Source organism: Microbacterium sp. PF5, assembly GCF_004794315.1.
GTDB classification, from domain to species: Bacteria; Actinomycetota; Actinomycetes; order Actinomycetales; family Microbacteriaceae; genus Microbacterium; species Microbacterium sufflavum.
In genome coordinates this window covers 1-19,893 of sequence record NZ_SSDQ01000060.1, presented here as the reverse complement: position 1 = coordinate 19,893, position 19,893 = coordinate 1, and the positions used below count along the sequence as shown (strand labels likewise).

19 protein-coding genes are annotated in these 19,893 nt (G+C 71.5%); 13 read left to right on the top strand and 6 right to left on the bottom strand.

The window, feature by feature from the left end:
• The coding region (locus DW297_RS04025; RefSeq protein ID WP_136029618.1) for a GntR family transcriptional regulator at positions 1 to 458 on the bottom strand (458 nt) is incomplete at its 3' end.
• A gap of 68 nt (positions 459 to 526) precedes the next feature.
• Here DW297_RS04025 and DW297_RS04020 point away from each other — a divergent pair.
• Positions 527 to 1,522 carry an aldo/keto reductase gene (locus tag DW297_RS04020; RefSeq protein ID WP_136029616.1) on the top strand — a complete coding sequence of 332 codons (996 nt, stop codon included), beginning with the start codon at positions 527 to 529 and terminating at the stop codon, positions 1,520 to 1,522.
• A gap of 67 nt (positions 1,523 to 1,589) precedes the next feature.
• On the opposite strand, the gene DW297_RS04015 is transcribed toward DW297_RS04020, so the two are convergent.
• The 3 genes from DW297_RS04015 to aceA form a co-directional block, all read right to left on the bottom strand.
• Positions 1,590 to 2,024 (bottom strand): hypothetical protein, encoded by a 435-nt coding sequence (locus tag DW297_RS04015; RefSeq protein WP_136029614.1) that lies wholly within the window; start codon positions 2,022 to 2,024, stop codon positions 1,590 to 1,592.
• A 92-nt stretch (positions 2,025 to 2,116) separates the two neighbouring features.
• Positions 2,117 to 3,772: a malate synthase A gene (aceB, locus tag DW297_RS04010; protein WP_136029612.1), complete on the bottom strand. Its 1,656-nt coding sequence runs from the start codon at positions 3,770 to 3,772 to the stop codon at positions 2,117 to 2,119.
• Between the two features lie 27 nt (positions 3,773 to 3,799).
• Complete coding sequence (gene aceA / locus DW297_RS04005) at positions 3,800 to 5,125, bottom strand: isocitrate lyase (RefSeq protein WP_136029610.1); 1,326 nt, start codon at positions 5,123 to 5,125, stop codon at positions 3,800 to 3,802.
• Positions 5,126 to 5,257: 132 nt separating this feature from the next.
• On the opposite strand from aceA, the gene DW297_RS04000 reads away from it, so the two are divergent.
• The 7 genes from DW297_RS04000 (at position 5,258) to DW297_RS03970 (ending at position 13,160) form a co-directional block, all read left to right on the top strand.
• On the top strand, positions 5,258 to 6,709 hold the full coding sequence (locus DW297_RS04000; RefSeq protein WP_136029608.1) for an XRE family transcriptional regulator: 1,452 nt from the start codon (positions 5,258 to 5,260) through the stop codon (positions 6,707 to 6,709).
• Between the two features lie 22 nt (positions 6,710 to 6,731).
• Positions 6,732 to 7,859: a DUF6226 family protein gene (locus tag DW297_RS03995; RefSeq protein WP_136029606.1), complete on the top strand. Its 1,128-nt coding sequence runs from the start codon at positions 6,732 to 6,734 to the stop codon at positions 7,857 to 7,859.
• 202 nt (positions 7,860 to 8,061) lie between these two features.
• Positions 8,062 to 9,168 carry an ABC transporter substrate-binding protein gene (locus DW297_RS03990; protein ID WP_240744506.1) on the top strand — a complete coding sequence of 369 codons (1,107 nt, stop codon included), beginning with the start codon at positions 8,062 to 8,064 and terminating at the stop codon, positions 9,166 to 9,168.
• A complete protein-coding gene (locus tag DW297_RS03985; RefSeq protein WP_136029602.1) occupies positions 9,165 to 9,962 on the top strand; it encodes an ABC transporter ATP-binding protein in 798 nt (265 codons plus the stop codon). Before DW297_RS03990 ends, DW297_RS03985 begins: the two co-directional genes overlap by 4 nt.
• A complete protein-coding gene (locus DW297_RS03980) occupies positions 9,955 to 10,803 on the top strand; it encodes an ABC transporter permease (RefSeq protein WP_136029600.1) in 849 nt (282 codons plus the stop codon). The genes DW297_RS03985 and DW297_RS03980 overlap by 8 nt, the downstream gene beginning before the upstream one ends.
• Positions 10,804 to 10,906: 103 nt before the next feature.
• The gene (locus tag DW297_RS03975) at positions 10,907 to 12,283 is read left to right on the top strand and encodes an NtaA/DmoA family FMN-dependent monooxygenase (RefSeq protein WP_136029598.1); all 1,377 of its coding nucleotides are present in this window, start codon (positions 10,907 to 10,909) and stop codon (positions 12,281 to 12,283) included.
• Positions 12,276 to 13,160: a ribokinase gene (locus tag DW297_RS03970; protein ID WP_136029596.1), complete on the top strand. Its 885-nt coding sequence runs from the start codon at positions 12,276 to 12,278 to the stop codon at positions 13,158 to 13,160. Before DW297_RS03975 ends, DW297_RS03970 begins: the two co-directional genes overlap by 8 nt.
• A gap of 62 nt (positions 13,161 to 13,222) precedes the next feature.
• Here DW297_RS03970 and DW297_RS03965 read toward each other — a convergent pair whose 3' ends face one another.
• Positions 13,223 to 13,918 carry a PadR family transcriptional regulator gene (locus DW297_RS03965; protein WP_206252885.1) on the bottom strand — a complete coding sequence of 232 codons (696 nt, stop codon included), beginning with the start codon at positions 13,916 to 13,918 and terminating at the stop codon, positions 13,223 to 13,225.
• A 101-nt stretch (positions 13,919 to 14,019) separates the two neighbouring features.
• On the opposite strand from DW297_RS03965, the gene DW297_RS03960 reads away from it, so the two are divergent.
• Both DW297_RS03960 and DW297_RS03955 read left to right on the top strand, forming a co-directional pair.
• On the top strand, positions 14,020 to 14,529 hold the full coding sequence (locus DW297_RS03960; RefSeq protein ID WP_136029594.1) for a flavin reductase family protein: 510 nt from the start codon (positions 14,020 to 14,022) through the stop codon (positions 14,527 to 14,529).
• Positions 14,526 to 14,969, top strand: a complete 444-nt coding sequence (locus DW297_RS03955) for a riboflavin kinase (RefSeq protein ID WP_136029593.1) — start codon at positions 14,526 to 14,528, stop codon at positions 14,967 to 14,969. The genes DW297_RS03960 and DW297_RS03955 overlap by 4 nt, the downstream gene beginning before the upstream one ends.
• Before the next feature lie 102 nt (positions 14,970 to 15,071).
• Here DW297_RS03955 and DW297_RS03950 read toward each other — a convergent pair whose 3' ends face one another.
• The gene (locus tag DW297_RS03950) at positions 15,072 to 16,580 is read right to left on the bottom strand and encodes a PucR family transcriptional regulator (protein WP_136029591.1); all 1,509 of its coding nucleotides are present in this window, start codon (positions 16,578 to 16,580) and stop codon (positions 15,072 to 15,074) included.
• 93 nt (positions 16,581 to 16,673) lie between these two features.
• Here DW297_RS03950 and gabT point away from each other — a divergent pair, with 93 nt between their 5' ends.
• From gabT to DW297_RS03935, 3 genes are all read left to right on the top strand, one after another.
• Complete coding sequence (gene gabT / locus DW297_RS03945; RefSeq protein WP_205814365.1) at positions 16,674 to 18,035, top strand: 4-aminobutyrate--2-oxoglutarate transaminase; 1,362 nt, start codon at positions 16,674 to 16,676, stop codon at positions 18,033 to 18,035.
• Positions 18,036 to 18,127: 92 nt separating this feature from the next.
• A complete protein-coding gene (locus DW297_RS03940; protein WP_136029586.1) occupies positions 18,128 to 19,510 on the top strand; it encodes a flavin monoamine oxidase family protein in 1,383 nt (460 codons plus the stop codon).
• The coding region (locus DW297_RS03935; RefSeq protein ID WP_136029584.1) for a universal stress protein at positions 19,510 to 19,893 on the top strand (384 nt) is incomplete at its 3' end. The genes DW297_RS03940 and DW297_RS03935, both read left to right, overlap by 1 nt.

Here is a 19,893-nt window from a genome sequence, read left to right as displayed (position 1 = left end):
GGCACCGCGCGCAGGTCGGGGATGCCGGGCCGCAGGTCGTAGCGCGCCGGTGCCCGCGTCGCGGTGTGGGACTCGGTCGCGGTGTCGGCCGCGGGCGCGAGTTCGCGCGCACCGGTGGTACCCGTGCGGCCCGGGTGGCCGGGTCGCCGTGCACCCGCGGGTTGCGGGGGAGGAGGAGCTCCGAGGCTCTCCGCGACGCGCGTCGCCGAACCGGTCCGTGCCTCCAGCACTCCCTCGGCGACGAGCTGCCCGTACGCCTCGGTCACGACCCAGCGCGAGACCCCGAGCGTCTCGGCGAGGGTCCGGCTCGGCGGCAGCGCGGCGCCGGGGGTGAGGCGTCCGTCATCGATCGCGCGGCGCAGGGCCGACTCCACGCGATCGCGCAGCGGGCCGCCGTCGACGTCGGAGCCGAGATCGATCAGGGTCTCCCACGCGAGAATCGGTCTGGTGTTCTGCATGGTGATTGGAGTGTAGCGCCGGACCGATAGCTCTCTACCGTGGAGCCGTCCCCGAGAAAGGAACCCTCATGCAGTACCGCACCCTCTCCGACGGCCGCACGTCTTTCGACGTCTCCACGCTCTGCCTCGGTGCCATGAACTTCGGCACCCGCACCGACGAAGAGACCTCGCGCGCCATCCTCGACCGCTTCGTCGAGGCCGGTGGCACGTTCATCGACACCGCGAACAACTACAGCCTCTGGGCGGGAGGTCACGGGCGCGAGAGCGAGCAGCTCCTCGGCCGCTGGCTGCACGACCGAGGCAACCGCGACGGCGTCCGCATCGCGACCAAGATCGGCGCCGCCCAGAAGGATCCGGCGAAGCCGCTGTCCAACACCCCTCCGACGAACTTCGAGGGGCTGTCGGCCGAGGTCATCCGGCGGCAGGGCCCCGAGAGCGCGCGCCAGCTCGGCATCGACCGCATCGACGTGCTCTACGGTCACGTGGACGACACCGAGGTGCCGCTCGCCGAGACCGTCGGTGCGTTCGGGGAACTGCAGCGCGCGGGGCTCGTCGGCATCGCGGGCATCTCCAACGTGCCCACCTGGCGCGTGGTGGAGGCACGGGAGGAGGCCCAGCGCCAGGGCGTCGCGCCGTACGGCGTCGTGCAGCAGCAGTACAGCTATCTGTATCCGGCGCCCCGGCTCGGGCGGAACAACTTCGTGACGCCCGAGCTGCTGAGCTATGCGGCCTCGACCGGCACGGACGAGCGACCCCCGCTCGCGATCACCGTGTACTCACCGCTGCACCAGGGCGCCATCGCCCGGGTGGACAAGCCGCTGTGGGGCGGTGTCGACCACCCCTCCAGTCACGTCCGCCGCGCGCTGCTGCACGAGGTCGCCGCGGAGCTCGGAGCGACCGCGAACCAGGTCGCCCTCGCGTGGCTGCTCGGCGCCGAGGTGCCCGTCATCCCCGTGGTCGGCGTCTCCAGCGTCGCGCAGCTCGACGAGGCTCTCGGTGCCGCCGACCTCGTGCTCGACGCGGAGGTGCGCGCCCGTCTCGACGCGGAACCCGGAGAGGACTGATCCCCGCCGCACGGCCGAGGGCCCGACACCGTGCGGTGTCGGGCCCTCGTGCGCGTGACCCGGGGATTCAGGTCTCGAAGGACGACGGCACCGCGCAGTAGTCCGCGAAGCGGCGGGCGGGGTGCGCGGGATCCGTGAGGTCGACGAGGGCGTTCGCGGCCGTGTGCGGCGGCTCCTCCCCGGCGAGCTGCCAGAGCACGGAGTTCCACAGGCCACGCGCCGTGGGCGACACCACCGCGGCGGGACCGGAGACGAGCAGGATGGTGCCGTCCGCGCTGCCGGTGCGGAACGGTGTGATGATGAGGGCACGCAGCGCCGTCTCGTCCACCGCGGTGAGGTGCACGCGCTCCACCGTCTGGTCCGCGGCGGTGAGCGCGGTGGCGAGCGCATCGGCGGCGAGGCGCGACCGCTCGGCATCGGCTCCCGCGACCGCGAACAGCCGGCGGCCGCGCGGATACAGGTGCAGGAACTCCTCGGCGATGCCGGTCCACACGTCGCTCATGGGTCCAGGCTACGCCCGCACCGGACGACCGGGGCCGCGGCGGACGCACCGGTGCCGCGGGCCTCTCGACCCGCGGCACCCGTGTCCCGCGCTCAGTCCTCGTCGATCAGGAAGCGGCTGTACGCGCCGAGGGTGAGGAACGCGGGGAACTCCTCCTGCAGGGCGACCTCGCGGAAGATCTCGGCCGCGTCGTCGAAGCGGTCCCCGTCGCGGCGGTCCACCCCGTCCAGCACCTCCGCGATCAGCCCCTCCACGTACTCGACCGTGATCGGGGTGCCGTCCTGCGTCGTGCGGTCCTGGTGGATCCACTGCCACACCTGCGACCGGCTGATCTCGGCGGTCGCCGCGTCTTCCATGAGGTTGTCGATCGCCACCGCTCCGAGCCCGCGCAGCCACGCCTCCAGGTAGCGGATCGCGACCGACACGTTGTCGCGCACGCCCTGTGCGGTGATCGGCCGCCCGATGTGCAGGTCGAGCAGGTCCTCGGGAGTGACGTGCACCTCGGGGCGCTGCCGGTCGACCTGGTTCGGACGGTCGCCGAGCACCGCGTCGAACTCGGCCTGCGCCGTGGGGATGAGGTCGGGGTGGGCGACCCAGGTGCCGTCGAAGCCGTCACCGGCCTCGCGCTTCTTGTCGGCCGACACCTTCTCCACCGCGCGCGCCGTGACCTCGGGATCGCGGCGGTTGGGGATGAAGGCGCTCATGCCGCCGATCGCGAAGGCCCCGCGCTTGTGACACGTCTGCACCAGCAGCTCGGTGTACGCCCGCATGAACGGGACCGTCATCGTCACCTCGCTGCGGTCCGGCAGGACGAACCGGGCTCCGCGCCCGCGGTAGTTCTTGATGATCGAGAAGATGTAGTCCCAGCGACCGGCGTTGAGGCCCGCGCAGTGGTCGCGCAGCTCGTACAGGATCTCGTCCATCTCGAACGCGGCGGGCAGCGTCTCGATCAGCACGGTCGCGCGGATGGTGCCGTGCGGGATCCCGACGTACTCCTCACTGAAGGAGAACACGTCGTCCCACAGCTTCGCCTCCTCGCTGGACTCGAGCTTGGCGAGGTAGAAGTACGGCCCGCGGCCGCCGTCGATCAGCGCCTGCGCGTTGTGCAGGAAGTAGAGGCCGAAGTCGACCAGCGAGCCGGAGGCCGAGGTGCGGCGGCCGGCGCGGTCGATGAACCCGATGTGCTTCTCGGGCAGGTGCCAGCCGCGCGGGCGCATCACGATCGTGGGCGTGCGCTCGGCGGTGACGCGGTACTCCTTGCCCTCGGGGGAGGTGAAGGACAGCTCGCCGCGGATGGCGTCGCGCAGTGACAGCTGCCCCTCGATCACGTTCTTCCAGGTGGGGCTCGTGGCGTCCTCCTGGTCGGCGAGCCAGACGCGGGCGCCCGAGTTGAGGGCGTTGATGGTCATCTTCGGGTCGGTGGGCCCGGTGATCTCGACGCGGCGGTCCTCCAGCCCGGGGCCGGTACCCGCGACGCGCCAGTCGGCGTCGGCGCGGATGTGCGCGGTGTCGTCACGGAAGCGCGGGTCGTGGCCGTTGCCGATCTCGAAGCGGCGGCGCAGGCGGTCGGCCAGGCGGTCGTGGCGGCGAGAGGCGAAGCGGTGGTGCAGCTCGGTGAGGAAGGCGATCGCCGCGGGGGTGAGGATCTCGTCGTAGCGGTCGCGGATCGGTCCGGTGACCTCGATCGCAGGTCCCTGCCGGGTCGTCGGGATCGGGGCGGTGGTCGGGGGAGCGGTGGGAGTGGTCATGATGCGGATCCTTTGCAGAGGTGGGGATCAGTGGAACTGGGCGGCCTCGGTGGAGCCGGCGAGGGCCAGGGTCGCGCTGTCGGGGTTGAGCGCGGTGGAGATCACGTCGAAGTAGCCGGTGCCCGCCTCGCGCTGGTGCTTGGTGGCGGTGTAGCCGTCGGCCTCGGCGGCGAACTCGGCCTCCTGCAGCTCGACGTAGGCGCTCATGGCGCGCTCGGCGTAGCCGCGGGCGAGGTCGAACATGGAGTGGTTCAGGGCGTGGAAGCCCGCCAGCGTGATGAACTGGAACTTGTAGCCCAGGTCGGCCAGCTCCTGCTGGAACGTCGCGATCTCGGCGTCCGACAGGTGGCGCTTCCAGTTGAAGCTCGGGGAGCAGTTGTAGGCCAGGAGCTTGCCGGGGAACTCGGCGTGGATCGCCGCGGCGAACTCCCGGGCGAGCTCGATGTCGGGTTCGCCGGTCTCGACCCACAGCAGGTCGGCGTAGGGCGCGAAGGCGAGCCCACGGCTGATGACCGATTCGATGCCGGGACGGATGCGGTAGAACCCCTCGGTCGTGCGCTCGCCGGTGGTGAACTCCCGGTCGCGCTCGTCGACGTCGCTCGTGAGCAGGTCGGCGGCCAGGGCGTCGGTGCGGGCGATGATCACGGTCGGCACCCCGGCGACGTCGGCCGCGAGTCGCGCGGCGTTCAGCGTGCGGATGTGCTGCTGCGTGGGGACGAGCACCTTGCCGCCCAGGTGACCGCACTTCTTCTCGCTCGCGAGCTGGTCCTCCCAGTGGATCGCGGCGGCGCCGGCCTGGATGAGCGACTGCGCGAGCTCGTAGGCGTTGAGAGGCCCACCGAATCCGGCCTCCGCGTCGGCGACGATCGGGGCGAGCCAGTCCTGCGTGATCTCGCCCTCGGCGTGCTCGAGCTGGTCCTGCCGGAGCAGCGCGTTGTTGATGCGGCGGACCACGGCGGGCACCGAGTTGGCGGGGTAGAGCGACTGGTCGGGGTAGGTCTGCCCGGCGAGGTTGCCGTCGGCGGCGACCTGCCACCCGGAGAGGTAGATGGCCTTGAGCCCGGCCCGCACCTGCTGCACGGCTTGCCCGCCGGTGTAGGCGCCGAGCGCGCGGACGTAGTCCTCGGTGTGCAGGAGGTTCCACAGGTTCTCGGCGCCGCGGTGCGCGAGGGTGGCGTCCTCGCGGACGGAGCCTCGGATGCGGATGACGTCGTCGGCGGAGTAGGTGCGCTCGACGCCGTCCCAGCGGGGGTCGGTGTCCCAGATCTCCTGGAGCTCCGCCGCCGTCTGAACCTGGTCGCCGGCGCGCAGGCCGGCGGGGCGCGGGGTGGGGTTCGATGCGGTGTTCGTCATGGTGTCTCCTCGGATGGAACCGGCGTCGGTGCCGGTGGCGTGGTCCTACTCTGTGTGAACTTCGGCGCTCTTCTCGGCCGGATCGAAGGAGAAGTTTGCCCTTCTTTCTGTTTTCGTGACAGAATCCCCGCCATGACCAGCACCGAGGCCGCAGAAGACACCGACGCCCTCACGATCGGGCGACGGATCCGTCAGCTGCGCACCGCTCAGGGGATGACCCTCGAAGAGCTCGCGACGGCGGTGGACCGCGCGCCCAGCCAGCTGTCGATGATCGAGACCGGCAAGCGCGAGCCCAAGCTCACGCAGCTCCAGGCGATCGCGCGAGCGCTCGGGGTCACGATCGACGCGCTGCTGGAGGGCGAGCCGCTCGACGAGCGCAGCAGCCTGGAGGTCGCGCTGGAGCGGGCGATGAAGGGCCAGACGTTCCGGGCGCTCGGCATCGATCCGTTCCGCATCGCGAAGACCGTGCCGACCGATGCGCTGAAGGCGATGCTCGCCCTCCACGGCGAGATCGACCGGCTGCGGGACGAGCGGGCGGCCACGCCGGAGGAGGCGCGGCGGGCGAACGTGGAGCTGCGGCACCTGATGCGGAGGCAGGACAACCACTTCGCCGACCTGGAGGCCAAGGCGTCGGAGATCCTCGCCGCGGTCGGGCACCCGGGCGGACCCCTCACGCAGCGGACGGCCTCGGAGATCGCCGCCTACCTCGGCTTCACGCTGCACTACGCCCCCGACCTGCCGCAGACCACCCGCAGCGTCGCCGATCTCGCCCACGGACGGCTCTACCTGTCGAGCAGCGTCCCGGCCAAGGGTGATGCGCGGACGGCGGTGCTGCAGGCGCTCTCGAGCCGGATCCTCGGGCACGCCGAGCCGCGCAGCTACGCCGAGTTCCTGCGGCAGCGCGTCGAGACGAACTACCTCACGGGCGCCCTCCTCATCCCGGAGGCCCACGTCGTGCCGACGCTCAAGGACGCGAAGCAGCGGCGTGCGATCTCGATCGAGGACCTCCGCGACGCCTACTCCGTGTCGTACGAGACGGCCGCGCACCGCTTCACCAACCTCGCGACACGGCACCTCGACATCCCGGTGCACTTCCTCAAGGTGCACGAGTCGGGCACCATCACCAAGGCGTACGAGAACGACGACGTGAACTTCCCGACCGATCGGCTGGGCGCGATCGAGGGACAGATGTGCTGTCGACGGTGGACCTCGCGGGTGGTGTTCGACGAGGACGACCGCTTCAACCCGTACTACCAGTACACGGACACGGGCAACGGGACCTATTGGTGCACGGCCAGGGTCGAGGCGTCGAGCGAGGGGCTGCACTCCGTGAGCGTGGGGGTGCGGTTCGACGACACGAAGTGGTTCGTGGGCCGCGACACCCCGCACCGCGGCGTCTCGAAGCACTCGGTCGAGGTGTGCTGCCGCCGTGCCCCCGCGGAGCTGGAGGAGCGGTGGCGCGAACAGTCGTGGCCCAACGTGAAGACCCCGCGCACGCTGCTGGCGACCCTGCCCACCGGCGCCTTCCCCGGCGTGGACACCACCGACGTGTACGAGTTCCTGGAGGCCCACGCGCCGCGGTGACCCCGCTCGGTACGCTCGGTCGATGAGCAGTGCTGTCTTCCCCGGTCCCCTCGGCCCGATGCCCGAGGCGGGTGCCGCCGCGGTCGTGTGGATGCCCCCGCAGGCGGATGCTCCGGGGCCGGTCCGGTTCGTCGACGGCTTCGAGCCTTTCGCCGAGTTCGCGCGGGGCCACGAGGTCGACCCCGCGCTGCTCGCCGTCGATCTCGGGGCGACGTGGGACTTCGTCGCCGGTCATCCTGAGGTCCTCGAGAGCGAGACGCTGGCCGCGGGGGCGGCGCGGTTCGTGGGGAACGTCATCGCGGTCGTGCACCCGGCCGCGACATGGCGGATGACGAGTGAGCCGGAGATCGGGACCAACACCCTCTCGATCCCGGTCGCCGGTCTCGTGCAGGGGATGGTGCAGCAGCCCGGCCAGCGGGATGCGTTCCTGCAGATGCTCGCTCCGTGGGAGCAGGACGACATCGATGACGAGGAGATGAGGGCGCTGTCCGCGGAGGATGCGGCTCCCGCGGTCGTCGTCGTCCCGGCGCGCGCGTATGTCCGGCCTGCTCTCCCGATCCTGACCTTCCACGACGACCGCGGCGAGGGGATCCCCTACGGGCACCGCTGGCCCGACGGCATCGCGCCGGAGGAGTCGTACTCCCGGGAATCCCACCCGGAGCGCTTCGCACCGCTGTCCCTCGTGGTCGACGCGCTCATCGAGCACCTCCGTCGCGAGTACGAGGTCGAGGTGCGGCGAGAGAGGGGGGAGGGAGGGACCGAGCACGTCGTGCTCGAACCGGCGCGCGGTGCGCAGATCACGATCACGCCGGGCGTTCCCTCCGTCCGCATCGATGCGGGTGCCCACTTCCACGCGATCGTGCCCTCGTGCATCTGCGATGCCTGCGACGAGACCGCCGAGACCGCGGCGGACGAGCTGGAGCGGATCGTGCTGTCGGTCGCCGCCGGGGGCTTCCGGGAGAAGTACCCCGTGGGTCGCCGTGCGTGGCTGTACACGGAGATCCGGTCGCCGGACGGCGAGCGGCGGGAGAGCAGCTCCGGTCCCGCGCCGGAGATGCCCGCCGAGGCGCGAGAGCGCGCGGCCGCCCTGCTGCGCGGGCTCGACGACGGCTGGTGGCCCGCCTGGCCGCTCCGCTCCATCCCCGCCTGACCCCGCCCGACCCCGGCCCCACCTCCGCCCCGTCGTGCCCCGCATGCACGACGGTGTCCCGCGTGCACGACCCGACGGTCGGGAGAGTCGTGCGCCCGTCGCCCGATCGTGCCGGATGAACTTAGTTTGATCTTGCTTAGTCAAGATTGACTATGTTACTTTCATCGAGCCATCAATGACGAACGGCCGAGAAGGGACCCTCATGGCTACTTCCTCTGCGGAAACCCGATTCCGCACCACTGCCACCCTGACGTGCGTTCTCGCCGCCACGCTGACGCTCGGAGCATGCTCCGCGCAGACGCCGGGCGGCGATACCGCCCCCACGAGCGCAGACGGATCCGACGCCTGCCAGCGCAACCAGGACGCCGGCACCATCACCTACATCTCCGGCTACGGCTACTCCGCCAGCGCCGGGCAGCTCGACGTGTTCCTCGCGAAGGAGCTCGGCTACTTCGACGACCTCTGCCTCGATGTCGAGATCAACGCCTCCGGCGCGAACGGACAGCAGCTCGTCGCCTCCGGTCAAGCGCAGTTCACCGCCCTCGGCTCCGCGTCCGACGTGATGCTCGCCGCCGCCAACAGCAAGAACCTCACGGCCGTCGCGACCTACGGCACGACCCCGCCGTTCTCGATCTTCGGCAACGAGAAGCTCGAGGACCTCACCGACCTCGAGGGCGGCTCGCTCGGCTACTTCATCAACCTCACGCCCATCGCCTCGGCCATGCTCGACGAGGCCGGCGTCGACGTGTCGAAGGTCGAGATGGTGAAGATGACCAACTACGACCCCACCGTGGTCGTGCGCGAGCAGGTCGACGCGATCGTCGGCTACGCCTCCAACCAGCCGCAGACCCTCAAGGCGCAGGACCTCCCGTTCAGCGAGTTCCTGCCGTCCGACCTCGGCGTCGAGGGGACCTACAACGTGATGGAGGTGAACTCGCGTTTCCTCGCCGAGCACCGCGAGGTCGCCGCCGACTTCCTGCGCGCGAGCCTCAAGGCACTGCAGTTCTGCCTCGACGAGTCCGACGAGTGCATCGACATGCTCGCCGAGCTCGCGGAGGAGAACGGCCAGGGCGCCGCGTTCCCGCGCGACCAGCTCGCCCGCACGTGGGAGGTCGAGTCGGCCTGGGTGCGCGAGAGCGCGGGCGGCAACCCCGGCGTGCAGACCGAGGCCATGTGGGAGCCCGAGTACGAGATCGTGCAGGAGTACGGCGACGTGAAGAACCTGCCCGCGATCGCCGACATGATGGACCCCGACCTGGTGGCCGACCTCTACGACGGCGACGAGCTCATCTGGACGGCGAAGCGATGACCGCGGCCACAGGCGCCGGCGTCGAGGTGCGCAACGTCTCGAAGTCGTTCGGGGTCGACGGAGCCAGGGTCACCGTGCTCGACGACGTGAGCCTCACGATCGGCATGGGCGAGTTCGTGTCGGTGATCGGCCCGAGCGGCTGCGGCAAGTCGACGCTGCTCAAGGTCGTCGCCGGGCTCCTCGACGCCGACTCGGGCACCGTGACCATCGACGGCGAGAGCGTCACCGCGGCATCCCGCGACAAGAAGATCGGCCTCGTGCCGCAGTCGCCCGCCCTGCTTCCGTGGAAGACCGTGCGCGAGAACGTCGAGCTCCCCGTGCGGATCAACCGCGGGGCGAACGGCGACCGCGCCCTCCGCGACCCCGCGGAGCTGCTGTCGACCTTCGGCCTCGGGCACGCCCTGAAGAAGTACCCCGGGCAGCTGTCCGGCGGCATGCAGCAGCGCGCCGCGATCGCCAGGGCCTTCGTGTTCGACCCGGCGATCATGCTGATGGACGAACCGTTCTCGGCCCTCGACGAGATGAACCGCGATCTGCAGCGCATCGCCCTGCTGGACTTCTGGCAGTCCAACCGCAAGGCCGTCATGTTCGTCACGCACTCCGTGCCCGAGGCCATCATGCTCTCGGACCGGATCGTGGTGATGGCCGCCCACCCCGGGCGCATCGCCGAGGTGATCGACGTGAACCTGCCGCGGCCCCGCACCGAGGAGGCGTACGCCACCGACGAGTTCCGCGACCTGGAAGCAGTCGTGCGCGGTGCGCTGCGCGCGCAGACGGAGAAGGCCCATGTCTGAGCTGACCATGAGAGACACCACCGCCACCCTCGCCACCGCGCGCCTGCGCGAGACCCCCCGCCGCGGCGTCCCGTCGTGGCTGCGCTGGGGATCGTGGCTGCCCACCCTCATCACCTTCGTGATCGCGGCGCTGCTGTGGCAGATCGTCGCATGGACCAACCCCTATGTGCTGCCCACGCTGGAGGCGATCGGAGGAAGCCTCGTCGACGACGCGGGCATGTACTGGTCGAACTTCCTGGTGACGCTGCTCGAAGTGGTGGTCGGCGCCTCGGCCGGCATCCTCGCCGGGTTCCTGCTGGCGGTGGTGATGGCCGAGTTCCAGATCATCGAACGGGCCGTGATGCCGCTCGTGATCATCGTGATGGTCACGCCGATCGTCGCGATCGCCCCCGCGCTGGTCGTCGCGTTCGGCTTCGGCATGGTGCCGAAGTTCATCGTGACCGGGCTGGTGGTGTTCTTCCCGATGCTGGTCAACTCGCTCGCCGGACTCCGCGACGTCGACCAGAAGGCGCTCGACGTGTTCAAGACCCTGCATGCCTCGCGGTGGGAGATCTTCCGCGAACTGCGATTCCCTGGCAGCATGCCCTACGTCTTCGCCGGGCTGCGGATCGCCCTGCCGCTGGCCGTGGTCGGAGCCGCGGTCGCGGAGTTCGTCGCCGCCGGGCAGCAGGCCGGCCTCGGCTCGCTCGTCACCACCTCCGCCGCACAGGCGAACCTCCCCGTCACCTGGGCCAGCATCGCGCTGCTCTGCCTGCTCGGTGTGCTCCTGATCGTGCTCCTCGCGGTCGTGCGCAAGCGCGTCCTGTGGTGGAGCGACGGCGAGGTCACCGCCAAGGGCTGACCCGGCCCCACCCGCCCCGGGGGTGCGCCCCCGCCCCGGGGTTCCCCCGGCGTGCCCGGACACCCCACGACGACACCACCCACCCACAAGGAAGGCACCCGCCATGACCGATCACCCCGTGAAGCAGCTGCGCCTCGGCCTCTTCGAGAACGCGCAGGCGAACGACTCCGGCACTGCGACCTGGCGCCACCCGGACAACGGGCGCTACCTCTTCGACCGACTCGACTACTGGCGCGACACCGCGCGCATGGCGGAGGACGCGGGCTTCGATTTCCTGTTCCTCGCCGACGCGTGGGGGTGGGCCGACGTCGCGGGCGAGCGTCCCGACATCTGCTCGATCGAAGGCCTCGACCTGCCGCGACTCGACCCCGCCGTGCTCCTCGCGGCGCTCATCCCGCAGACCACGCGCCTCGGACTCGTCGCCACCGGGTCGACGCTGCTGGAGCCGCCCTACGCGTTCGCGCGGCGCATGGCCAGCCTCGACATCCTGTCCGGCGGGCGCATCGGCTGGAACGTCGTCACGACCGGCACCGCCGACACCGCCGTGCAGGGCTTCGGGGTGCCGATGGTCGGGCACGACGAGCGCTACCTGATGGCCGACGACTTCATGCAGGTCGTGTACAAGCTGTGGGAGCAGGCGTGGGAGGAGGGGGCGCTCGAGCGCGACAAGTCCGGCCGCTTCGCCGACCCGGCCAAGATGCACCGCATCGCGCACGACGGCCCGTACTTCCGCTCGCACGGCTACGGCAACACGCAGCGCTCGCCGCAGGGCACCCCGGTGCTGTTCCAGGCGGGCGCGTCTCCGGCCGGCCGCGAGTTCGGCGGAAAGCACGGCGAGGCGATCTTCGTCGGCAGCGGCTCGGTCGAGCAGCTCCGCGGCCACGCGACCGCGATCCGCGAAGAGGCCGTGAAGAACGGCCGCGCCGCGCACGAGGTCAAGATCATGTCCGCGTTCGCCGCCGTCGTCGGCAGCACCGAGGAGGAGGCTCGTCGCACGTACGCCGAGGTCGCCGACGCCCAGAACCCCGAGGTCACGGTCGCCTCCTACGCCTGGTTCACCGGCCTCGACCTGTCGTCGTACGACCCGGGCACACCGATGTCGGAGCTGAGCACGGAGCTGTCGCAGACCCAGGTCGCGCGCTTCGCCGACAAGACCGTGGGCGACGTGCTGGGCGACTGGCACGCGCACGGCGTCGGCGCCCGCCCGCTCGTCGGCACCCCGGAGCAGGTGGCCGACCGGATGATCGCGCTCGCCGACGGCGCCGACCTCGACGGCTTCCTGTTCGCCCCGGTCATCCCGCCGGCGTCTACGAAGGACTTCATCGAGCATGTGCTGCCGATCCTGAAGGAGCGCGGCGCGATCGCCGAGCCGTCCGACGAGCCGCAGTCGCTGCGCGAGCGGCTGATGGGAACCCCGACGCCCGCGCTGGCTGAGTCGCACGTGGGTTCGACGTACCGCCGGTCGATGGCGCGTGTCTGACGAGCTGTCCGGCGTCGCTGTCGTGGGGAGCGCGAACCTCGATCTGGTGGTCGAGGTGTCGCGCCCCCCGCGCATCGGCGAGACACTGCTGGGCCGCGCCGGCGGCCGTTTCGCGGGCGGCAAGGGCCTGAACCAGGCGGTCGCCGCGGCCCGCAGCGGCGCGCCGACGCGGTTCTGCGGTGTGGTCGGGACGGACGAGGGCGCCGCACTGCTGGAGCGCACGCTCGTGGACGCCGGGGTGACCTCGGCCCTGCGCCGCTCGGATACCGCCCCGACCGGGGTCGCGCACGTGCTGGCGCTGGAGGGCGGCGACAACAGCATCATCGTCGCGGCCGGCGCGAACGCGGAGCTGTCGCCGGAGGATGCGGTCGCCGGGGTCTCCGGGGCCGCCGTCGTGCTGGCGCAGCTCGAGGTGCCGGTGCCCGCGGTGTCGGCGGCACTGCGGGCGGCGCGCGACGCCGGCGCCACGACCGTGCTGAACGCCGCCCCCGCCCACGCCGCGACCCTCGGGCTGCTGGAGTGCGTGGACGTGCTCGTGGTGAACGAGACGGAGTGCGCGGAGCTCGGCGGCATCGACCTCTTGCACCGCGCCGGGGCCGCGACCGTGGTGCTCACGCGCGGCGCCGGGGGAGTGGACCTGCACCGCACCGGTCGCCCGGTTGTGCACGTCGAGGCGTTCCGTATCGATCCGGTCGACACGACGGGCGCGGGCGACGCGTTCTGCGGCGCGCTCGCCGGTGCGCTCGCCCGTCGGGTGCCGGTGGAGGACGCCCTCGCCCTCGCGTGCGCCGCGGGGGCGATCGTGGCGCTGCACCGGGGAGCGACCACTCCGGCGCTCACGCCCGAGGCGCTGGCGGAGCTGACGGCGACGCGCTGAGGCCGGTCCGGAGGGGGCGGCGCGGGGTGCGGTCAGTCCTTCGCGGTGCTCTTCGTCGCCGTCTACGCGGTGCTCTTCGTCGCCGTCTTCGCGGTGCTCTTCGTCGCCGTCGTTGCGGTGCTCTTCTTCGCCGTCTTGGCGGGGCTCTTCGTCGTGGCGGCCGCCGCCTCCCGCTCCGGCGTCGTGTCCTCGGCCGTCTCGCCCGCGAAGGCGTACTCGCCGGCCCGCAGCCGTTCCAGCAGGTCGAGCAGCCACTGCTTCTCGGCGGTGAGCCGGGCGGTGGAGAGGTCGAAGATCTCGCGCACGTACTTCGGCGTGGTCTCGGAGCGCAGGGTGTCCTGCACATCGAAGCCGTTCTGCGTGATGATCGCGTCGCTCTTGATGAGGCGGTGCTCCAGGCCCGCGATGACCTCCTGGCGGCTCAGCACGAACATGAACGAGGCGACGGTCATGATCGCCTGGGTGTCGAAGGCCGCCACGTTCCAGAGGTTCTCGCGCAGCATCCGCTGCAGCTCGACCTCGCCCGAGGGGGTGATGCGGTACGTGGTGCGGGCGGGGCGCTTGCCCTCGGCCTCGGTGCCGCTCTCCGCGATGTACCCGTCGACCTCCAGGGCCCGGAGGGCGTTGTAGATCGAGCCGGGCTGGATGTGCGCCCACTCGTCGACGTGCCAGGTCATCAGTTCTCGCCGGAGGAAGTAGCCGTGTACCGGCTGGAACTGCTTCACGGCGCCGAGGACGACGAGACGGGTGGTCGACATGTCGTTCATGCTAACGGCTGGGATGCGCGTTCCCGGTTGTTTGAGTGGTCAAATTTGTCTATAGTCGCCTTAGTCAAAGTTGACTATCGAAAGGACTCGTGATGACCACTGCCGTGACCGATGCCCTGCCGCGCGACCGTGCGCTCCGTCGTGCCTTCTCGGTCTATCCCACGGGGGTGGTCGCCCTCGCGGCCGTCGTGGACGACCGCGCCGTCGGGATGGCGGTCAACTCCTTCACCTCGATCTCCCTGGAGCCCGCCCTCGTCGCGGTCAGCGCCGCCCGCACCTCGAAGACCTGGCCGGTGCTGCGTGCCGTCCCGGAACTCGGGATGAGCGTCCTCGCGGCACACCACGAACCGCTCAGCCGCTCCCTGTCCGCGCGGGAGGGGGACCGGTTCGGGGGTCACGCCTGGCACCGCACCGACGGCGGGGCCGTGCTGGTGGCCGACGCCGCGCTCTGGCTCACCTGCCGTCTGCACAGCACGTTCGACGGTGGCGATCACGAGATCGCTCTGTACGAGATCCAGGACGTGACGCTCTTCGACGACGTCGAGCCGCTCGTGTTCCACCAGAGCCGCTACCGCGCGATCTCTCCCGCCGCAGGCGTGTGAGCGCACCCGTCCGCGAGATCGCCGGAGTGGTCGTCCCCGGCGACGGTCGAGGACGCGACCTCGGGTTCCCGACCGCCAACCTCGCCCTTGACGGCCCCGGCCTCCCCGCCGACGGCATCTACGCCGCGCTGGCCTGGATCGACGACGAGCAGGAGGGGATGCCCGCGACCGTGAGCGTGGGTGCCAACCCGACCTTCCACGGCAGCCGGGAGCGCCGGGTGGAGGTGCACCTGCACGACACGGACCTCGACCTGTACGGGCACCGCCTCCGGGTCGAGCTGCTCTCGCTGCTGCGCCCGACGCTCTGCTTCGACACCGTCGCGGCCCTCGTATCCCAGACCGCCGCCGACATCGAGCGTGCCGGGGCCCTCCTCGCGACGGTGCCGCGGGCGCGCACCGGACGCCCGGCCTCGCGCCGAGGGCACGGTTTCTCCGTGTGAACAGGCGGGGTGGTCGGCAGCAAGCCGCGCACTCGGCGAGGGGATGGAGCCGCGCGAGATGAGGTGGCGCGGGCCTGAGGCGGTGCAGGGGCGGGGCGCGGATCAGTCGCGCGCGGTCTGCAGCAGCGCCCAGAGCTCGGCGCGGGCGGGGAACGACGCCAGATCCACGCCCAGCATGGCCCCGGCCTGCGCGACCCGCGAGCGCAGGGTGTGCCGGTGGATGCCCAGCGCCGCGGCGGCCGGCTCCGCGCGTGCGTCGTGCTCCAGCCAGACCCGCAGCGTGTGCTCGAGCCCGGTGCCGCCCGCCGCGTCCTGCTCGCGCAGCGGCGCCAGGCGCGACTCCGCCACCAGCCGCGCCTCGTCGGTCGCCAGCGCCGTGAGGATGTTCGCACCCACGGTGTCCGCGTAGCGCACGACGGCCGCAGACGCGGGTTGCCGCAGGGCCGTCAGCGCCTGGGCGTGCGCACGCGAGAAGACCGCGTAGCCCTCGGGGCCGGAGACTCCGATGCGGATGCCGAAGCGCTCGGCGACCTCGTCCAGCAGCCCCTCGTCGCCCGAGGACACGCACATCGTCAGGCCCTCGGGCGACTCCGCCAGGAACGACACCGTGCCGTGGTCCGCCCGGCGCCGCTCCCACCAGTCGACCAGCGGTCCGGCCGGGGCGTCGGCGGCGACCGCCACCACGATCGGTGCCGGAGGGAGGGCGCCGAGCACGCGGCGGGCGAGCGCGGGGTCGTCGGCCAGCAGCGACTGCAGCAGCTGGGTGTGCAGGCGGCGACGGCTCCTGGCGAGCTGCTCGCTCTGCTCCAGCGCCAGTCCGGCCATCGCGATCACCGAGGTCACGACCGACCGGGCCTCCGCGTCCAGCGTCTCGGCGGCGACCGCGATCACCCCGCGCAGGTGCCCTCCGCGCCCGACGGTGAAGAGCATGAAGGTGTGTGCGTCGATCGTGAGAGACTGCCCCGCCTCCAGTCCACGGCCCAGGATCTCCAGCACGCGGTCGGCGAGCAGATCGAGCGTGGCGGTGTCGACCGCATCACGCGGATGGGCGAACAGCAGCGCCCCTGCCGCGTCGTACATGCCCGCCCAGACGTCGAGCCGGCGGCCGAGCTCCGCGACGATCGCGTCGAGGCCGCGCGGGCGGAGGGCGGCCAGGGCGAGCGCGCGCTGCGTGTCCAGCGCCCAGGAACGGCGGGCGTACGCCTGGGCCGCGATGGCCTCGGAGTGTGCGCGGGCGACGGCGATGAACGGCGTGCGGTAGGGCACCTCGAACAGGGGGATGCCGTGTGCGGCGCAGGCGGCGATGAGCTCGTCCGGGATCCCGGAGCGGTGCACCTCGGTGCCGAAGCCGAGCCCGAGCACGCCGCGGTCGGCCAGCCGCCCGACGTAGGAGGGGATGTCCGCGGCGCCGTCGAACTGCGTGCCCGTGGTGAGCAGCGCCAGATCCTCGGACAGGAAGGGCGTCGGGTCTGCGAGGTCGGAGCCGTGCACCCACCGCAGCGGCCGGTCGAGGGCGCCGTCGGGCAGGGCGTGCTCGTCGGACACGAGTGTCAGGCCGAGGTCCCTGCGCTGGAGCAGGGACCGCAGCGTGGGGGCGTCGGTGGGGGCCATGGGCTTCCGGTTTGTACGAGGTGGCGAATCCGCTGCTCAGATTGTACAGACCGGCGAATGCGACCCTCCCGGCGGCGGTCGTACGCTCGCGACATGGCACTCCTCGACACCGCAGCACCCGCAACCCCCCTCGGCGGCCCCGACCTCCCGCAGGAGCGTCGCCTCGTCACGGAACTCCCCGGCCCGCGCTCGGCCGAGGTCCTCGCCCGCAAGGCCGACGCCGTCGCCGCCGGTGTCGGCCACACCGTGCCGGTCGCCGCCGTCGCCGCGGGCGGCGGAGTGGTCGTCGACGCCGACGGCAACTCGCTCATCGACCTCGGCTCCGGCATCGCCGTCACCACGGTCGGCAACGCGCACCCCAAGGTCGCCGCGGCCGTCGCCGCTCAGGCCGCGCAGTTCACCCACACGTGCTTCATGATCTCGCCCTACGAGTCGTACGTCGGGGTGGCCGAGGCGCTGAACCGGGTCACCCCCGGCGACTTCGCCAAGAAGAGCGCGCTGTTCAACTCGGGCGCCGAGGCGGTCGAGAACGCGATCAAGATCGCCCGCAAGCACACCGGACGCCAGGCCGTCGTGGCGTTCGACCACGGTTACCACGGCCGCACCAACCTCACGATGGCGCTGACCGCCAAGTCGATGCCGTACAAGAGCGGCTTCGGCCCGTTCGCCCCCGAGGTGTACCGCGCCCCGATGTCGTACCCGTTCCGCGACGGCCTCGAGGGCGCGGAGGCCGCGGCCCGCGTGATCCTGCAGCTCGAGAAGCAGATCGGCGCGGACAACCTCGCCGCCGTCATCATCGAGCCGATCCAGGGCGAGGGCGGCTTCATCGTCCCCGCCGAGGGCTTCCTCCCCGCGATCGTCGAGTGGTGCCGCGCGAACGGCGTGGTCTTCATCGCCGACGAGGTGCAGACCGGCTTCGCCCGCACCGGGCACATGTTCGCGAGTGAGATCTTCGGCATCGAGCCCGACCTCATCACGACGGCCAAGGGCATCGCGGGCGGCCTGCCGCTGGCCGCGGTCACCGGTCGCGCCGAGATCATGGACGCCTCGCACTCGGGCGGCCTCGGCGGCACCTACGGCGGCAACCCGATCGCGTGCGCCGCGGCCCTCGCCGCGATCGACGTGTTCGAGAACGACGGCGTGATCGAGCGCGCCCGCGAGATCGGCGAGATCCTCATCGGCCGCCTCACCGCGCTGCAGTCCGACGACGCCCGCATCGGCGACGTGCGCGGACACGGCGCGATGGTCGCGGCAGAGTTCGTCGACCCCGAGACCAAGGCCCCCGACGCCGCGCTCACCGCCGCGGTCGCGAAGGCCTGCATCGCGCAGGGCGTGATCGTGCTCACGTGCGGCACCTACGGCAACGTCATCCGCTTCCTGCCGCCGCTGTCGATCGGCGACGAGCTGCTGAACGAGGGCCTCGACGTCGTCGCGCAGGCGCTCGCCTCGGCCTGACCCCGCTGTCCGGCCGCGTCCCCGGATCGGGGGATTTCGGGACGCGGCCGGTACTTCATCCCCCACATCCCCCGACGACGAAGGAGTTGCAGATGGCTGAGATCACTCGCGACGTGCTGATCGTCGGCGCCGGAGCCGCAGGGCTCACGGCCGCCAACGATCTGCGCAAGGCCGGCCTGTCGGTCGCCGTGCTGGAGGCCCGCGACCGCGTGGGCGGCCGGCTGTGGACCGACGTGATCGACGGCGCCATGCTCGAGATCGGCGGCCAGTGGGTGTCGCCCGACCAGGACGCCCTGAAGGACGCGATCGAGGAGCTCGGGCTCGAGACCTACAGCCGCTACCGCGAGGGCGACAGCGTCTACGTCGGCCCCGACGGTCAGGCGCACCGCTTCACGGGCGAGATGTTCCCGGTGTCGCCGGAGACCGAGGCCGTGATCGCCCGCATCACCGGCATCCTCGACGCCCTCGTGGCCGAGATCGACCCGGACAAGCCGTGGGAGCACCCGAACGCGGCGGAGTGGGACTCCATCTCGTGGGACGCCTGGCTGCGCTCGCAGACCGACGACGACGAGGCCGTACGCAACCTCGCCTTCGCCACCGGCTCGGCGATGCTGACCAAGCCGACGCACTCCTTCTCGCTGCTGCAGTCGCTGCTCATGGCGGCCTCGGCCGGCTCCTACTCGAACCTCGTTGACGCCGACTTCATCCTCGACAAGCGCGTGGTCGGAGGCCTGCAGCAGGTGCCGCTGCGTCTCGCCGAGCGCCTGGGGGAGGACGTGCTGCTGAACCAGCCCGTCCGCAGCCTGGAGTGGTCGGATGACGGGGTCGTGGCGACCACCGACGACCTCACGGTCCGCGCACGGTACGCGATCCTCGCGCACGCCCCCATCCTCTACAACCGCATCTCCTTCGTCCCGCCGCTGCCGCGTCGCCAGCACCAGCTGCACCAGCACCTGTCGATGGGCTTCGTCATCAAGGTGCACGCCGTCTACGACCGGCCGTTCTGGCGCGAGCAGGGCCTGAGCGGCACGGCGTTCAGCCCGTACGAGCTCTCGCACGAGGCGTACGACAACACCAACCACGGCGACGAGCGCGGCACCCTGGTCGGCTTCGTCTCCGACGCCAACGCCGACGGCGTGTTCGAGCTGTCGGCCGAGGAGCGCAAGGAGCGCATCCTCGAGTCGCTGTCGCACTATTACGGCCCGGAGGCCAAGAACCCGGTCGTGTACTACGAGAGCGACTGGGGCAGCGAGGAGTGGACGCGGGGCGCGTACGCCGCGAGCTTCGACCTCGGCGGGCTGCACCGCTACGGCGCCGACCTGCGCACGCCGGTCGGACCGATCCACTTCGCCTGCAGCGACATGGCCGGAGCGGGTTACCAGCACGTCGACGGGGCGATCCGCATGGGCCACCTCGTCGCGGCGAACATCGTCGACGCCCGCCGCGAGGCCGGCGCTCCCGAGAGCATCGGCTGATGACCGGCTCGGTCGTCGTCGGCTACACGGCGACGGACGCGGGGGCGGACGCCGCGGCGCTGGGCGCCCGGCTGGCCCGCAGCATCGGCGCGACGCTGCACCTGGTGATCGTGCTCCCCACCGAGGGCACCCGCAGCGCGGCCGTCCCGCCGGAGCGCGCGTATGAGGACGTGATCCGCACGCAGGCACGGAAGTGGCTGCAGGACGCGGTCGTGCGGCTCCCGCAGGAGCTGGTGCGCAGCGGCCACGTGCGCTTCTCCGAGTCGTTCGCGGAGGGGCTCATCGCGGCGGGCGAGGAGTTCGACGCGAGCGTGATCGTGATCGGCACCGCGGGCGGCGGCCTCTTCGGCCGTCACCGCCTCGGCAGCGTCGCATCCGAGCTG

Coding starts and splice junctions, on each gene's coding strand:
- DW297_RS04020 (WP_136029616.1), top strand. CDS start 527: ATGCAGTACCGCACCCTCTCCGACGGCCGCACGTCTTTCGACGTCTCC.
- DW297_RS04015 (WP_136029614.1), bottom strand. CDS start 2,024: ATGAGCGACGTGTGGACCGGCATCGCCGAGGAGTTCCTGCACCTGTAT.
- aceB (WP_136029612.1), bottom strand. CDS start 3,772: ATGACCACTCCCACCGCTCCCCCGACCACCGCCCCGATCCCGACGACC.
- aceA (WP_136029610.1), bottom strand. CDS start 5,125: ATGACGAACACCGCATCGAACCCCACCCCGCGCCCCGCCGGCCTGCGC.
- DW297_RS04000 (WP_136029608.1), top strand. CDS start 5,258: ATGACCAGCACCGAGGCCGCAGAAGACACCGACGCCCTCACGATCGGG.
- DW297_RS03995 (WP_136029606.1), top strand. CDS start 6,732: ATGAGCAGTGCTGTCTTCCCCGGTCCCCTCGGCCCGATGCCCGAGGCG.
- DW297_RS03990 (WP_240744506.1), top strand. CDS start 8,062: ATGGCTACTTCCTCTGCGGAAACCCGATTCCGCACCACTGCCACCCTG.
- DW297_RS03985 (WP_136029602.1), top strand. CDS start 9,165: ATGACCGCGGCCACAGGCGCCGGCGTCGAGGTGCGCAACGTCTCGAAG.
- DW297_RS03980 (WP_136029600.1), top strand. CDS start 9,955: ATGTCTGAGCTGACCATGAGAGACACCACCGCCACCCTCGCCACCGCG.
- DW297_RS03975 (WP_136029598.1), top strand. CDS start 10,907: ATGACCGATCACCCCGTGAAGCAGCTGCGCCTCGGCCTCTTCGAGAAC.
- DW297_RS03965 (WP_206252885.1), bottom strand. CDS start 13,918: ATGTCGACCACCCGTCTCGTCGTCCTCGGCGCCGTGAAGCAGTTCCAG.
- DW297_RS03960 (WP_136029594.1), top strand. CDS start 14,020: ATGACCACTGCCGTGACCGATGCCCTGCCGCGCGACCGTGCGCTCCGT.
- DW297_RS03950 (WP_136029591.1), bottom strand. CDS start 16,580: ATGGCCCCCACCGACGCCCCCACGCTGCGGTCCCTGCTCCAGCGCAGG.
- gabT (WP_205814365.1), top strand. CDS start 16,674: ATGGCACTCCTCGACACCGCAGCACCCGCAACCCCCCTCGGCGGCCCC.
- DW297_RS03940 (WP_136029586.1), top strand. CDS start 18,128: ATGGCTGAGATCACTCGCGACGTGCTGATCGTCGGCGCCGGAGCCGCA.